The sequence below is a fragment of the Duganella aquatilis genome (assembly GCF_009674565.1).
GTDB lineage: Bacteria > Pseudomonadota > Gammaproteobacteria > Burkholderiales > Burkholderiaceae_D > Rugamonas > Rugamonas aquatilis.
The window spans coordinates 834398-847676 of sequence record NZ_WKJL01000001.1; the positions used below are offsets into that span (position 1 = coordinate 834398).

The 13279-nt window shown below is 59.5% G+C and carries 17 protein-coding genes; 12 read left to right on the forward strand and 5 right to left on the reverse strand.

What is annotated here, in order from left to right:
* Positions 1-52 precede the first annotated feature (52 nt).
* Positions 53-1249: a DesA family fatty acid desaturase gene (locus GJ698_RS03850; protein WP_154356233.1), complete on the forward strand. Its 1197-nt coding sequence runs from the start codon at positions 53-55 to the stop codon at positions 1247-1249.
* A 122-nt stretch (positions 1250-1371) separates the two neighbouring features.
* On the opposite strand, the gene rpmG is transcribed toward GJ698_RS03850, so the two are convergent.
* The 3 genes from rpmG to radC form a co-directional block, all read right to left on the reverse strand.
* Entirely contained in the window at positions 1372-1539 is a 168-nt protein-coding gene (gene rpmG / locus GJ698_RS03855) for a 50S ribosomal protein L33 (protein ID WP_005665735.1), read from the reverse strand.
* 13 nt (positions 1540-1552) lie between these two features.
* Complete coding sequence (rpmB, locus tag GJ698_RS03860) at positions 1553-1789, reverse strand: 50S ribosomal protein L28 (protein WP_008451488.1); 237 nt, start codon at positions 1787-1789, stop codon at positions 1553-1555.
* A 161-nt stretch (positions 1790-1950) separates the two neighbouring features.
* Positions 1951-2625, reverse strand: a complete 675-nt coding sequence (radC, locus tag GJ698_RS03865; RefSeq protein ID WP_154356234.1) for a RadC family protein — start codon at positions 2623-2625, stop codon at positions 1951-1953.
* Positions 2626-2731: 106 nt separating this feature from the next.
* On the opposite strand from radC, the gene GJ698_RS03870 reads away from it, so the two are divergent.
* The 8 genes from GJ698_RS03870 (at position 2732) to GJ698_RS03905 (ending at position 8548) form a co-directional block, all read left to right on the forward strand.
* Positions 2732-2911, forward strand: a complete 180-nt coding sequence (locus GJ698_RS03870) for an MbcA/ParS/Xre antitoxin family protein (protein WP_154356235.1) — start codon at positions 2732-2734, stop codon at positions 2909-2911.
* Positions 2908-3063 (forward strand): hypothetical protein, encoded by a 156-nt coding sequence (locus GJ698_RS31340; RefSeq protein WP_371865117.1) that lies wholly within the window; start codon positions 2908-2910, stop codon positions 3061-3063. The genes GJ698_RS03870 and GJ698_RS31340 overlap by 4 nt, the downstream gene beginning before the upstream one ends.
* A 151-nt stretch (positions 3064-3214) precedes the next feature.
* Positions 3215-3667: an FKBP-type peptidyl-prolyl cis-trans isomerase gene (locus GJ698_RS03880; RefSeq protein WP_154356236.1), complete on the forward strand. Its 453-nt coding sequence runs from the start codon at positions 3215-3217 to the stop codon at positions 3665-3667.
* A 7-nt stretch (positions 3668-3674) separates the two neighbouring features.
* Entirely contained in the window at positions 3675-4640 is a 966-nt protein-coding gene (gene ispH, locus GJ698_RS03885) for a 4-hydroxy-3-methylbut-2-enyl diphosphate reductase (protein ID WP_154356237.1), read from the forward strand.
* 245 nt (positions 4641-4885) lie between these two features.
* Positions 4886-5815 (forward strand): branched-chain amino acid ABC transporter permease, encoded by a 930-nt coding sequence (locus GJ698_RS03890; protein WP_154356238.1) that lies wholly within the window; start codon positions 4886-4888, stop codon positions 5813-5815.
* Between the two features lie 9 nt (positions 5816-5824).
* Positions 5825-7042 (forward strand): ABC transporter permease subunit, encoded by a 1218-nt coding sequence (locus GJ698_RS03895; RefSeq protein WP_154356239.1) that lies wholly within the window; start codon positions 5825-5827, stop codon positions 7040-7042.
* 13 nt (positions 7043-7055) lie between these two features.
* The gene (locus tag GJ698_RS03900; RefSeq protein ID WP_154356240.1) at positions 7056-7826 is read left to right on the forward strand and encodes an ABC transporter ATP-binding protein; all 771 of its coding nucleotides are present in this window, start codon (positions 7056-7058) and stop codon (positions 7824-7826) included.
* The gene (locus GJ698_RS03905; RefSeq protein WP_154356241.1) at positions 7826-8548 is read left to right on the forward strand and encodes an ABC transporter ATP-binding protein; all 723 of its coding nucleotides are present in this window, start codon (positions 7826-7828) and stop codon (positions 8546-8548) included. The genes GJ698_RS03900 and GJ698_RS03905 overlap by 1 nt, the downstream gene beginning before the upstream one ends.
* A 207-nt stretch (positions 8549-8755) precedes the next feature.
* Here the strand turns inward: GJ698_RS03905 and phaP are convergent, their stop codons facing one another.
* Positions 8756-9313 (reverse strand): TIGR01841 family phasin, encoded by a 558-nt coding sequence (phaP, locus tag GJ698_RS03910; RefSeq protein ID WP_154356242.1) that lies wholly within the window; start codon positions 9311-9313, stop codon positions 8756-8758.
* A 339-nt stretch (positions 9314-9652) separates the two neighbouring features.
* On the opposite strand from phaP, the gene GJ698_RS03915 reads away from it, so the two are divergent.
* The 3 genes from GJ698_RS03915 (at position 9653) to pbpG (ending at position 12463) form a co-directional block, all read left to right on the forward strand.
* Entirely contained in the window at positions 9653-10561 is a 909-nt protein-coding gene (locus GJ698_RS03915) for a DMT family transporter (protein WP_154356243.1), read from the forward strand.
* A 10-nt stretch (positions 10562-10571) separates the two neighbouring features.
* Positions 10572-11264: a nitroreductase gene (locus tag GJ698_RS03920; RefSeq protein WP_154356244.1), complete on the forward strand. Its 693-nt coding sequence runs from the start codon at positions 10572-10574 to the stop codon at positions 11262-11264.
* A gap of 131 nt (positions 11265-11395) precedes the next feature.
* Positions 11396-12463: a D-alanyl-D-alanine endopeptidase gene (gene pbpG / locus GJ698_RS03925; protein ID WP_154356245.1), complete on the forward strand. Its 1068-nt coding sequence runs from the start codon at positions 11396-11398 to the stop codon at positions 12461-12463.
* On the opposite strand, the gene GJ698_RS03930 is transcribed toward pbpG, so the two are convergent.
* The gene (locus GJ698_RS03930) at positions 12445-13224 is read right to left on the reverse strand and encodes an IclR family transcriptional regulator (protein ID WP_154356246.1); all 780 of its coding nucleotides are present in this window, start codon (positions 13222-13224) and stop codon (positions 12445-12447) included. The two genes, pbpG and GJ698_RS03930, sit on opposite strands and share 19 nt — an antisense overlap.
* Between the last annotated feature and the right edge of the window lie 55 nt (positions 13225-13279).

Below are 13279 nucleotides of genomic sequence, written 5' to 3' on the forward strand. Positions count from 1 at the left end.
AACCGGCGGGCGACGCACGCCTGTAAAAAATACAATCTTGGTTGGAGTAGTAATGGATTTATACGCAGTATTGGATTTCCTGTCGAATGGCATCACCCGCCTGAGTGGCTGGGAAGTGTTCTTTTACACGATGGTGGTCACCCACATCACCATTGCTTCCGTGACGATTTACCTGCACCGCTGCCAGGCGCACCGTGCGCTGGACCTGCATCCGCTGGTCAGCCACTTCTTCCGCTTCTGGCTGTGGCTGACCACCGGCCAGGTGACCAAGGAGTGGGCGTCGATCCACCGCAAGCACCACGCCAAGTGCGACACCGAGGAAGATCCGCACAGCCCGGTCACCCGCGGCATCAAGAAAGTGTTCTGGGAAGGCGCCGAGCTGTATCGCGCTGAATCGAAGAACAAGGAAACCATGGACAAGTACGGTCATGGCACGCCGGATGACTGGATGGAACGCAACGTCTACACGCGCCATAGCGCGGCCGGCGTGGTGTCGCTGCTGATCATTAACTTCGCGCTGTTCGGCGTGATCGGCATCACCGTGTGGGCGGTGCAGATGATGTGGATACCGGTGACGGCGGCCGGCATCATCAACGGCATCGGCCACTACTGGGGCTACCGCAACTACGATTGCGCCGACGCGGCCACCAACATCATCCCGTTCGGCCTGCTGATCGGCGGCGAAGAGCTGCACAACAACCACCACACGTTTGCCACCTCGGCCAAGCTGTCGTCGAAGTGGTACGAGTTCGACATCGGCTGGGGCTATATCCGCGCGCTGGAAATGGTGGGCCTGGCCAAGGTGAAAAAACTGGCGCCGGAGCCGAAGTTCGCCAAGGACAAGCTGGAAGCCGACTTCGAGACGCTGCAATCGGTGATCGCCAACCGTTACGACGTGATGGCCAAGTACGCCAAATCGATCAAGCACGCGTGGAAAGAAGAGCTGGAGCACCTGAAAGACAAGGCCCAGCTGGAAGCGCGCTTCCTGAAATCGTCGCGCAAGCTGATGCAGCGCGAGCCGGGCAAGCTGGCAGCGCCGCAGCAGCAGCAGCTGGTGGAACTGTTCCAGCACAGCAAAGCGCTGGAAACCATGCACAATATGCGCGTGGAGCTGGGCGTGATCTGGGAGCGTTCGCACTTCACCCGTGACGACCTGCTGCACAAGCTGCAGGACTGGTGCAACCGCGCGGAAGCGTCGGGCATCAAATCCCTGCAGGACTTCTCGCTGCGCCTGCGCAGCTACGCATAAGAAAATGGCCCTCCGGGGCCATTTTTTTTGCGGGTTAAAGTGCCGCATGCAACTACTGCGCACCCGCCACCCAATAAAAAAGCCACTCGATGAGTGGCTTTTTCGTAGAAGCTAAGACCGAATTACTTGATCTTGGTTTCTTTGTAGATCACGTGCTTGCGTGCTTTAGGATCAAACTTGGTGATCTCCATTTTTGCAGGCATCGTGCGCTTGTTTTTGGTCGTGGTGTAGAAGTGACCAGTACCAGCGGTCGATTCCAGCTTGATTTTGTCGCGGCCAGTTTTTGCCATGATAGCTCCCTATTTAGACTTTTTCGCCACGGGCGCGCATGTCGGCCAGGACGGCATCGATGCCGACCTTGTCGATTACGCGCAGACCAGCGTTGGACAGACGCAGGGAGACCCAGCGGTTTTCAGATTCAACAAAAATACGACGGTTCTGCAGGTTAGGCAGGAAACGACGTTTGGTTTTGTTGTTTGCGTGGGAAACATTGTTGCCGACCATCGGCTTCTTCCCAGTAACTTGGCAAACACGTGCCATAACGCACTCCTTAAAAGACATTCCACAATTGGAAAAACGAGAGTATATCCAAAAACAGCAGGTTTTTCAATCACTTACGAAAAACAATTGTGTCTTGATATTGAGGATTTATTTAACAATTGTGAATTCGCTCGTAAACCCTTGAGCGCATAGGGGTAAACCTAGAGTTGTCCATGCTCGGCAAACGAGTGAACCTGATGCCCGGCCACCACAAAATGGTCGAGGATGCGGATATCGACCAGCGCCAGCGCCTGCATCAGCGCTCGCGTCAGCAGCAGGTCGGACTCGCTGGGATCGGGCGTGCCGGACGGGTGGTTATGCGCCAGCATCACACTGGCGGCATTGCGCGCCAGCGCCTCCTTGACCACCTCCCGTGGATACACCGAGGTATGCGTCAGCGTGCCCCGAAACAATTCCTTGGCGTCGATCAGCCGGTTCTTCACATCCAGGAACAGCACATGAAAGGATTCGAAGGAGCGGCCATTGAACAGCAAACGCAGGTATTCTTTGACCGCCCGTGGCGAGCTGAGCGTTGTGCCGGTGCGGATTTCCTCCATCAGGGCGCGCCGCGCCAGCTCCATCACCGCTTGCAATTGGGCGAATTTTGCCGGGCCCAAGCCGTTAATCTCGGAAAACTCCCGAAGTGTGGCGCCAAACAATCCTTGTAGCGAACCAAAGTGGTGCACCATGTGTTGGCCCAATTGGACTGCGTCCTGTCCGCGCACGCCAACGCGCAGGAAGATGGCCAACAGTTCCGCGTCGGACAGCGCACCGGCCCCCTCGCGTATCAGCCGTTCCCTCGGTCTTTGATCTTTTGGCCATTCATTGATCGTCATGGAAGCTCTCCGATAGAGCATTCATTATGGTCAAGCCAATTGGCGGGAATACTGACGTGTGTCTGATGAAGTGCAAAGACGTGGTGAAAATAAAAGAATCAAATCGATGGTTGACGAGTCAGGCAATCCAAAGGGGGGCGATGCGGCGCGCTGGCTGGCCGTGTGGCTGGCCGCGCCGCTCCCAGCGCTGGGCGGCGCCACGCCCGCGAGCTATATGGACACCTTCGCTGGCCAGAAACTGGTGGAAGACCTGCTGTCGATGATTCAAAGCGGCGCTTACGCATGACCCAGCCGGTCTGGCGCATCGCGGTGGACACGTCGTCGTACAAAGCAGGCGACCTGTCCGGTATCGGCGCGAAGATCACAGGCGGGCGCTGGAATAATCCAGGCTGCTTCTGGTTCCTTCAGTCATTGTCCCGGACGAGTATTGCGTTCTGATCGATCCGCAGCACCCTGACGCCGCTGGCCTCAGCGCCACCACCGTGCGCAGGTGGATTTACGATCCGCGCTTCTTTTCCTGGCCGAGAAAGCGATGAGGATCAAAGGTGGCTTACAATATGGCCTTTCCCAGTCCAACGAAGCTTAAGTCATGTCTAACGAGCAACCTGTTGTCACCGCGTCGTCGTATCTCACCCTGAATTACCGTCTGGCTTCCCTGGAAGGCAAGGATATCGTTACCACCTTCGGCACCACGCCGGCCACGTTGCTGATGGGCCAGGGCCAGCTGGCGCCGGTGCTGGAAGAATTGCTGATCGGCCTGCCTGAAGGCACGCACAAAACCTTCGAGCTGGAGCCGGGCGTCGGCTTCGGCCCGCGCAATCCTGAATTGATCCGCGAAGTCAGCCGCGCCACGCTGGACCAGAACTCGGCGCCGGACGCCGACTACAAGATCGGCGACCTGGTCGACTTCGCCGCGCCGGGCGGCGGCCGCTTTGCCGGCATCCTGCGAGAACTGGGCGACGAAACCTGCCTGTTCGACTTCAACCACCCGCTGGCCGGCCAGCCGCTGAAGTTTGAAGTGCATCTGATTTCCGTACTGTGAGGACTGCATGAGCGATAAAGAACTTCTGTTGGCCCAGCCGCGCGGCTTCTGCGCCGGCGTCGACCGCGCCATCGAAATCGTCGAGCGCGCGCTGCAGCAGTTTGGCGCGCCAATCTACGTGCGTCACGAAATCGTCCACAACGCCTATGTGGTGAACGACCTGCGCGCCAAGGGCGCGATCTTTATCGAGGACTTGAGCGAAGTCCCGGCCGGCAATACGCTGGTGTTCTCGGCGCACGGCGTGTCCAAGGCGGTGCGCGCGGAAGCCGATGCGCGCGGCTTCAGCATCTTCGACGCCACCTGCCCGCTGGTCACCAAGGTGCACGTGGAAGTGGCCAAGATGCGCAAGCAGGGCTGCGAGATCGTCATGATCGGCCACGACGGCCACCCGGAAGTCGAAGGCACGATGGGCCAGACGGAAGAGGGCATGTACCTGGTGGAGACCGTGGAAGACGTCGCCAAACTGGAAGTGGCCAAGCCGGACCAGCTGGCCTACGTGTCGCAGACCACGCTGTCGGTGGACGACACCGCCGACATCATCGCCGCGCTGAAAGCCAAATATCCCGCCATCATCGAGCCGAAGAAGGGCGACATCTGCTACGCCACCACCAACCGCCAGGAAGCCGTCAAGTTCATGGCGCCGCAGGTGGAGGTGGTGATCGTGGTCGGCAGCCCGAACAGTTCCAACTCCAACCGCCTGCGCGAAGTGGCGGAAAAAATGGGCACGCCCGCCTACATGGTGGACCACGCCGAGCAGATCGTCCCGGCCTGGTTGGACGGCAAACTGCGCGTCGGCGTCACGGCCGGCGCCTCGGCGCCCGAAGTGCTGGTGCAGTCGGTCATTGACCGCCTCAAGGAGCTGGGTGTGCGCAGCGTGCGTCCGCTGGACGGCGTGCTGGAATCGGTCACTTTCCCGATGCCCAAGGGCCTCGACGGCGTGTCGAAAGTTGCACCAATCGAGGGCGCAATCTAACTTTACCTGGCCAGAGCGGAATATAATTCAGCTTCACCAGCCTTATTCCGCGATTAGTTTTCCGGAATTCTGGCTATTATTTGCCTCGCTCTAAAATATTGTCGTTTCGGCTTAATAATGCGAAGCGATCGAGGCACTGTTCTGGCATGAAACTTGCATCGTGAACGTGTAGTCAACGGCGGCACTACGGGGACACCCGGGTGCCGTTTTTGTTACATGTCACGCAATCAAAGGTAAAGGCAAAAATGGATACTTTTATCCAACAAATTATTAACGGACTAGTGCTCGGCAGCATGTACGCACTGGTCGCGCTGGGCTACACCATGGTGTACGGTGTGCTCAATCTGATCAACTTCGCCCATGGCGACGTGCTGATGATCGGTGCGATGACCGGCCTCACCATCCTCAAACTCCTGAACCAGTACGCCCCCGACCTGCCTGGCTACGTCAAGCTGATGATCGCCATGGGCGGCGCCATCCCGGTGTGCATGGTGGTCAACGTGCTGATCGAGCGCATCGCCTACCGCCGCCTGCGCAACGCGCCACGGCTGGCGCCGCTGATCACCGCGATCGGCATCTCGACCCTGCTGAACGTGTTCGCCATGATGATCTGGGACCGCAACCCGCTGCCGTTCCCGCAACTGCTGCCTTCCGATCCGGTGCTGATCGGCGGCGCCGTGATCACGCCGACGCAGATTCTGCTGCTGGCGCTGGCGCTGGTGTCGATGGCCGGTCTGGTGCTGCTGGTGGAAAAAACCCGCATGGGCCGCGCCATGCGCGCGACGGCGGAAAACCCGCGCGTCGCCGGCCTGATGGGCGTCGATTCCAACCTGGTCATCGTTGCCACCTTCGCGCTGGGCGCGGCGCTGGCGGCGGTGGCCGGCGTGATGTGGGGCGCCAACTACGCGTCGGTGCAGTTCACCATGGGCTTCCTGCCGGGACTGAAGGCGTTCTGCGCCGCAGTGCTGGGCGGTATCGGCAACATCTACGGTGCGATGGTCGGCGGCATCGTGCTGGGTATTATTGAAAGCCTGGGCGCCGGCTACATCGGCGACCTGACCGGCGGCTTCCTCGGCAGCCACTATCAGGACATCTTTGCGTTCGTGGTGCTGATCCTGGTGCTGACGGTGCGTCCGTCCGGCATCATGGGCGAGCGCGTGGCGGACCGGGCGTAAGGAGACGACATGGCTATTGTGAATTTCGACTTTTCCCGCAATCCGCGCAAAGCGTCCGTCAACCTGGCGGTGCTGGTCGTGCTGTTGATGGCGTTCCCGTTCTTTGCCCAGCAGTTCGGCAACTCGTGGGTGCGCATCGCCGACATGGCGCTGCTGTACATCATGCTGGCGCTGGGGCTGAACATCGTGGTCGGCTTCGCCGGCCTGCTGGACCTGGGCTACATCGCGTTCTACGCCGTGGGCGCCTACCTGGCCGGCCTGCTGGCCTCGCCGCAGTTCGCGACCCTGCTGGAATCGGTCATCAATGAGTATCCGACGCTGGGCAATACGCTGATTACGGTCCTCGGCCCGGAAATCCAGCAGAACGGCATCCACCTGTCGGTATGGCTGATCGTGCCGCTGGCGGCGCTGCTGGCGGCCTTCTTCGGTGCGCTGCTGGGCGCGCCGACGCTGAAGCTGCGCGGCGACTACCTGGCCATCGTGACGCTGGGCTTCGGCGAGATCATCCGCATCTTCATGAACAACCTGAACGAGCCGATCAATTTCACCAACGGTCCGCAGGGCATCAATATGATCGACCCGATCCGCGTGTTCGGCGTCAACCTGGGCGGCGAGGCGGGTTCGCGCGCCACCGTGTTTATCGGCGGTGTCGGCATTCCGTCGGTGAACGCCTACTACTTCCTGTTCCTGCTGCTGTGCGTGGCGGTGGTGTTCGTCACCTCCCGCCTGCAGCACTCGCGCCTGGGCCGCGCCTGGGTGGCGATCCGCGAAGACGAAATCGCCGCCAAGGCGATGGGCATCAACACCCGCAACGTCAAGCTGCTGGCGTTCTCGATGGGCGCGTCGTTCGGCGGCGTGGCCGGCGCGATGTTCGCGTCGTTCCAGGGCTTTGTGTCGCCGGAGTCGTTCTCGCTGACCGAGTCGATCCTGGTGCTGGCGATGGTGGTGCTGGGCGGTATCGGCAATATTCCTGGCGTGATCCTGGGCGGCGTGCTGCTGGCGGCCCTGCCGGAGATCCTGCGCCACGTGGTGGAGCCGCTGCAGGAGCAGCTGTTCGGCCACGTGCTGATCGAGGCGGAAGTGCTGCGCCAGCTGCTGTACGGCCTGGCCCTGGTGCTGACCATGCTGCTGCGTCCGGCAGGCTTGTGGCCTGCGCCCAAGCATGAAGACCGCCCGGATGGCGACTCCGACACCAAGAATCAATCGTCCGGCGTAATGGCGGCGTGAGGAAGAGATAACAATGACTGAACAGGTAATTCTCCAGATCGCCGGCGTCAACAAGCGTTTCGGCGGCTTGCAGGCGCTGACTGATGTTGGCATCAAGATCATGCAGGGCCAGATTTACGGCCTGATCGGCCCGAACGGCGCCGGCAAAACCACTTTCTTCAACGTGATTACCGGCCTGTACCAGCCGGACACCGGCACCTTCGAGCTGGCCGGCAAGCCGTACTCGCCGTCGGCGCCGCACGAGGTGGCCAAGGCGGGCATCGCCCGTACCTTCCAGAACATCCGCCTGTTCGGCGAGATGACGGCGCTGGAAAACGTCATGGTGGGGCGCCACGTGCGCTCCAGGCAGGGCGTGTTCGGCGCGATTTTCCGCCACAAGGCGGCGCGCGAGGAAGAGGCCGCGATCCGCAAGCGTGCGCAGGAACTGCTGGATTTCGTCGGTATCGGCCAGTTTGCCAACCGCACGTCGAAATTCCTGTCCTACGGCGACCAGCGCCGGCTGGAAATCGCCCGCGCGCTGGCGACCGATCCGCAACTGCTGGCGCTGGATGAACCGGCGGCCGGCATGAACGCCACCGAGAAGCTGGCGCTGCGCGAGCTGCTGGTCAAGATCAAGGCGCAAGGCAAGACCGTGTTGTTGATTGAACACGACGTCAAGATGATGATGAGTTTGTGCGACCGCATGATGGTGCTGGAATACGGCAAGCCGATTGCGGAAGGTCTGCCGGCGGAAATACAAAGCAATAAGGCGGTGATTGAAGCCTATCTGGGAGGATCGCACTAATGAGCGACAACGTTCTTAAAGTATCGGGACTGAAAGTCGCATACGGCGGCATTAAAGCCGTCAAAGGTATCGATCTGGAAGTAAATAAAGGCGAGTTAATCGCGCTGATCGGCGCCAATGGTGCCGGTAAAACCACCACGCTGAAAGCAATTACCGGTACTTTGCCGCCGTGTAAAGTCGAGGGCACGATTACTTATCAAGGTGAATCGCTGAAGGGCAGTAAATCTTTCCATTTGGTGGAAAAGAAATTGGCGATGGTGCCGGAAGGCCGTGGTGTATTTACCCGCATGTCGATTCATGAGAATCTGATGATGGGTGCTTATACCCGAAAAGATAAGACCGGTATTGAATCCGATATTGCCAAATGGTTTGATGTATTCCCACGTTTAAAAGAACGCGCGCAGCAATTGGCGGGGACTTTATCCGGTGGTGAACAGCAAATGCTGGCGATGGCGCGCGCATTAATGTCGCATCCTCAGTTGCTGTTATTGGATGAGCCGTCTATGGGTTTATCGCCGATTATGGTGGAGAAGATTTTCGAGGTGATTCGTAATGTCTCGAAAGAGGGGATTACGATATTGCTGGTGGAGCAGAATGCCAAGCTGGCGCTGCAGGCGGCGCATCGTGGTTATGTGATGGATTCGGGCAATATCACCATGAATGGCGCGGCCAAGGATATGCTGGACGATCCGCGCGTCAAGGCTGCTTACCTCGGCGAGTAGACCCCAACCCGCTTCTGGCGGGTTTTTTTTGCTCGCATTATGCTAAATTTTGGCTCGTACGCGCCATGTTTTGGTATGTGCGGCACCGTTTCAACCCGCACACCGCTGCGGCCAGGGTTTGACCCCGTACGGGGTCAGACCATTTTGTTAGGGTAATAAAAAAGCCTCGGATTAACCGAGGCTTTTTGGTGAAAGTGAGAACTTGATTTATTTCTTCGGTGCGGCTTTCGCTGCAGCAGCGGTGAATTGATTCACAGCAGCGCTCAGATTGCTTTCCAGCGATTCAGCAGCCTGTTTAGCGGTTTTGGTGAATTGCTCGTAACCGGCATTCGCATTGCCAATCGCCGATTTAAACAGCGCCACTGCATTTTCCGAACCGGCTGGTGCATTTTTGCTGACTTCTTCAACCAGCGAAATAACTTTACGGTTGGTTTCTGCGATCTGGGTTTCAGCGGCTTTGCTGAATTCAGCGCCGGTGCTGGTGGCGATGGTTGCCAGATGACGGCCGTAAGCGATGGTTTTTTCTGCGCTTGGTTGAGCCTGGGCAGCGGCCAGCGAGAAGAATTCTTGTGGATCTTTAGCAGCCAGCAATTGCTTGGTGGTGGCCGACGATTCTTCCAGCGAAGCCTTGGCAGCGGTCAGATTCAGGTCGACAAACTTCTCCACGCCTTCGAAAGCTTTATTGGTCAGGGTCGAGAAGATGGCGAATTGGGCTTCAAAATTAGCTTTGGTCGCATTGGAAAATTGCTCAGGAATCGAAAACATGTATTTCTCCAGAAAATAGTCGTTGATTGAAATATTACTGCTGGTGTTTCTACCGTCGGTGAGAAACAGGCCAACTACGTTTCAGACCGAACAACAAATTGTGCAACGCAACAAAGACGATTTTACGGCCTTCGGAAATTAAGTCAAGCGATTTTTTGTGCGTTGCATCAAGGAATGTGCACTTAGTTCCAGAGAAGTATTTGCCTACGGAACTATTCCCAAAGTACGAGGGAAATGGCGGCCTTCCGGTGGCAAATCGCTTGCCGTGTTAGACTCGGTCCACCTGAGTTGGCGTCGACATGACGGCGCTCATTGCCTTTCAGTTCACAAGCCAACCTGATGCCCACGACCCCGAACGCAGCGCCAGCCGCGCCGCACGCCAGCTTTTTGTCGCCGTTGCCGCTGTTTTTCGTGCTGTTGTGGAGCAGCGGCTTCATCGTCGCCAAGTTCGGCCTGCCGTATGCGCCGCCGCTGACGTTCCTGCTGCTGCGTTTTCTGGGCGTGCTGGTGTTCCTGGTGCCGGCCGTGATGGTGCTGAGGGCGCCTTGGCCGCATGGCAAGATCGGCCACATCGCGTTTGCCGGGCTGCTGGTGCAGGCAGGTTACCTGATTGGCGTCTGGTGCGCGATCAAGCAGGGCATGCCGGCCGGCTTGTCGGCATTGATAGTCGGCATGCAGCCGATCCTGACCGCGTTCGCGGCGCCGCTGATCGGCGAGAAGGTCCGTCCGCGCCAGTGGCTGGGGCTGCTGTTCGGCATCGGCGGCGTCGGGCTGGTGGTGGCGGCCAAGATCCAGCTGGTCGGCCTGTCGACCGACGCCATCTTGTTGTGCGTGCTTGCACTATTAAGTATCACCGCCGGCACCTTGTATCAGAAACACCATTGCCCGCAGTTCGACCTGCGCGTGGGAACGGTGATCCAGTTTGCCGCCTCCACCGTGCTGGTGCTGCCGCTGGCGATATGGATCGAAGGCCTTGGCCCGGATTTTGCTGCGGTGCAGTGGACGCCGCGCTTTATCGGTGCCTTGCTATGGTCGGTGCTGGGCTTGTCCATCGGTGCGATTTTCCTGCTGTTCGCACTGATACGCCGCAGCGACGCCACCCAGGTCACCAGCTTGATGTATCTGACGCCGCCCACCACCGCCATCATGGCGTGGCTGATGTTTGGCGAAGCTTTCAACGCCCTCGGCATTGCCGGTATGTTGCTGGCGGTGACAGGCGTTATATTTGTGGTCAAGAAACCCAAGTGAGCGAGGACGCATGATTTCCACACCCGAACAGCAGGCCGTCGACGCCGCGATCACCTCGCGCCGTTCCCTGCGCGCCTTTTTGCCGACGCCGGTGGCGCGCGAGGATATCGAGCAGATTTTGAAGGTAGCGGGGCGGGCGCCGTCCGGCACCAACACGCAGCCGTGGAAAGTCTACGTGCTGCAAGGCGAGCGCAAGCAGCAGTTGTCGTCGGCGATATTGGCCGCACATAACGATCCGGAGCAGGCCCGCCAGCACAAGGAAGAATATGCCTACTATCCGCGCGAATGGGCCTCGCCGTATATCGACCGCCGCCGCAAGGTCGGCTGGGATCTGTATGCGCTGCTGGGCCTGACCCGCGAGGACAAGGCCGGCATGGCCGCCCAGCACGGCAAGAATTACGACTTTTTCGGCGCGCCGGTGGGCCTGATCTTCACCATCGACCGCATCATGGAGCAGGGTTCGTGGCTGGACTACGGCATGTTCTTGCAGAACATCATGGTGGCGGCGCGCGCGCGCGGGCTGGACACTTGCCCGCAGGCCGCTTTCACGCAGTACCACCGCATCATCGGCGAGCAGCTGCAATTGCCGGACAGGGAAACCGTGGTGTGTGGCATGGCGCTGGGTGTTGCTGATTTGAGCAAAGTCGAAAACTCTTTGGTCACCGAGCGCATGGCGCTTGAAGAATTTGTTAAATTTGTCTGATACGGCTAGCTTGTTTTTCCCATATTGCGCCGACACAACTACTGGTGCGATAAACGTTAAATCTGCTTGCGCTGGCGCAGCGTTTTGCTACACTGCAACGAGCTTTGCTGAATCTTTTTTTGGGGATACGAATGATCAAACTCGCATTAAGCGCTCTTATTTCGCTGATGTTTGCTTCGGCAGCCGTCACCGTCCAGGCAGCCGATGCCGGCAGCGCGCCCAATAAAAAGGTCGTGCTGAAGAAGCGCCACGCCGTGCGCGTGGCCGCCGCCGATACGGGCGACCGCGTGGTCAAGCGCGTGATCAAGGTCAACGGCAAGCGCAAGGTGGTGTACCAGCGCGTGCTGGCCGCCGCGCCGGCGGTGCCGACCATGGGCGACCTCGCCGGCCTGAACGCGACGCACGATCCGCTGGCGCTGGCGTCCAATGTGGCGCTGGTGCTGGATCAGGCCAATTCGGAAGTGCTGTTTGAAAAGAATTCCAACGTTGCCCTGCCGATCGCCTCCATCACCAAGATGATGACCGGCCTGATCGTGGTGGAAGCCAAGCAGGACATGGATGAAGTCCTCACCGTCACCGACGAGGACGTGGACCGCGAAAAATTCAGCAGCTCGCGCCTGAAAGTCGGCACGCAGATGACCCGCGCCAACATGCTGCACATCGCGCTGATGAGTTCGGAAAACCGCGCCGCCTCGGCGCTGGGCCGCAACTATCCGGGCGGCCGTCCGGCCTTTGTCGAAGCGATGAACGCCAAGGCGCGCGAACTGGGCATGAGCGACACCCACTACGTCGATTCCAACGGCCTGTCGAAAATGAATGTGGCCAGCGCACGCGACCTGGCCAAGCTGGCGATGGCGGCGTACCAGCAGCCGATGCTGCGCCAGTTCTCCACCGATCCGAAAGCCACGGTGGAGCTGAGCAACGGCCGTCCGATGCAGTTCGGCACCACCAACCACCTGGTGGCCAGCCCGGACTGGGCCATCGGCTTGCAGAAAACCGGCTTCATCAACGAAGCAGGGCGTTGCCTGATGATGCAGGCCGTCATCGAAGGCCGCTCGGTCATCATGGTGTTCCTGGATTCCAAGGGCAAGCAGTCGCGGACGGCGGACGCCGGCCGCATGCGCAAATGGCTGGAAGCGCTGCGCCCGGCCAACCTGGTTGGCGGCAGCAGCACCGGCGCTTATTCGACCGGGATGTAACCCAGCGTGACGGAGATCTGGCGCGCAGTCAGCACCAGATCTTCCAGCCAGTCTTCCTGCAGACGGTCGGCCGGCGCCGAGATCGACAGCCCGGCAATCAGCTTGCCGCTGTCGTCGTAGATGCCGGCGGCCATGCAGCGCACCCCCAGCTCCAGTTCCTCGTTGTCGCGCGAGTAGCCGCGCGACTTCACCAGCCCCAGCTCGCGTTCCAGCTTGCCCAGATCGGTAATCGAATTCTTGTTGTGCCCGGCCAGGCCGGTGCGCGTGGCGTAGGCGCGGATGGCTTTCGGCTCGTCCACCGACAGGAACAGCTTGCCGGTCGACGTCAGGTGCAGCGGGCCGCGGCCGCCGATGGCGCGCACCACCTGCATGCCGGAGCGCTCCGAGAAGGCGCGGTCGATGTAGACGATCTCGTCGCCCTGGCGCACCGACAGGTTGATGGTCTGCTGGGTTTTTTTGTGCAGTGCACGCATGAAGTCCAGCGCCGCTTCACGCACCGACAGCCGGCTCTTGACCACATTGCCCAGTTCCAGCAGGCGCATGCCGAGGCGGTAGGTGCCCGGCTCGACCCGGTCGACAAAACGGGTGACCACCATGTCGTTCAAAATCCGGTGGGCGGTGGACGGGTGTAGCCCGGAGACGCGCGACAATTCCTTCAGGCTCACGGGGTCGGGATACTTGGCCAGCGCATCGAGCAGCGCCACCATGCGTTCGATCACCTGGATGGTGGTCTTTTGCTCGGGAACGGATTCGATTTTCATGATGTGGTTGGTGCAATGCAGTATTCAATACCTCTTTTATACCATAATGTGGAAA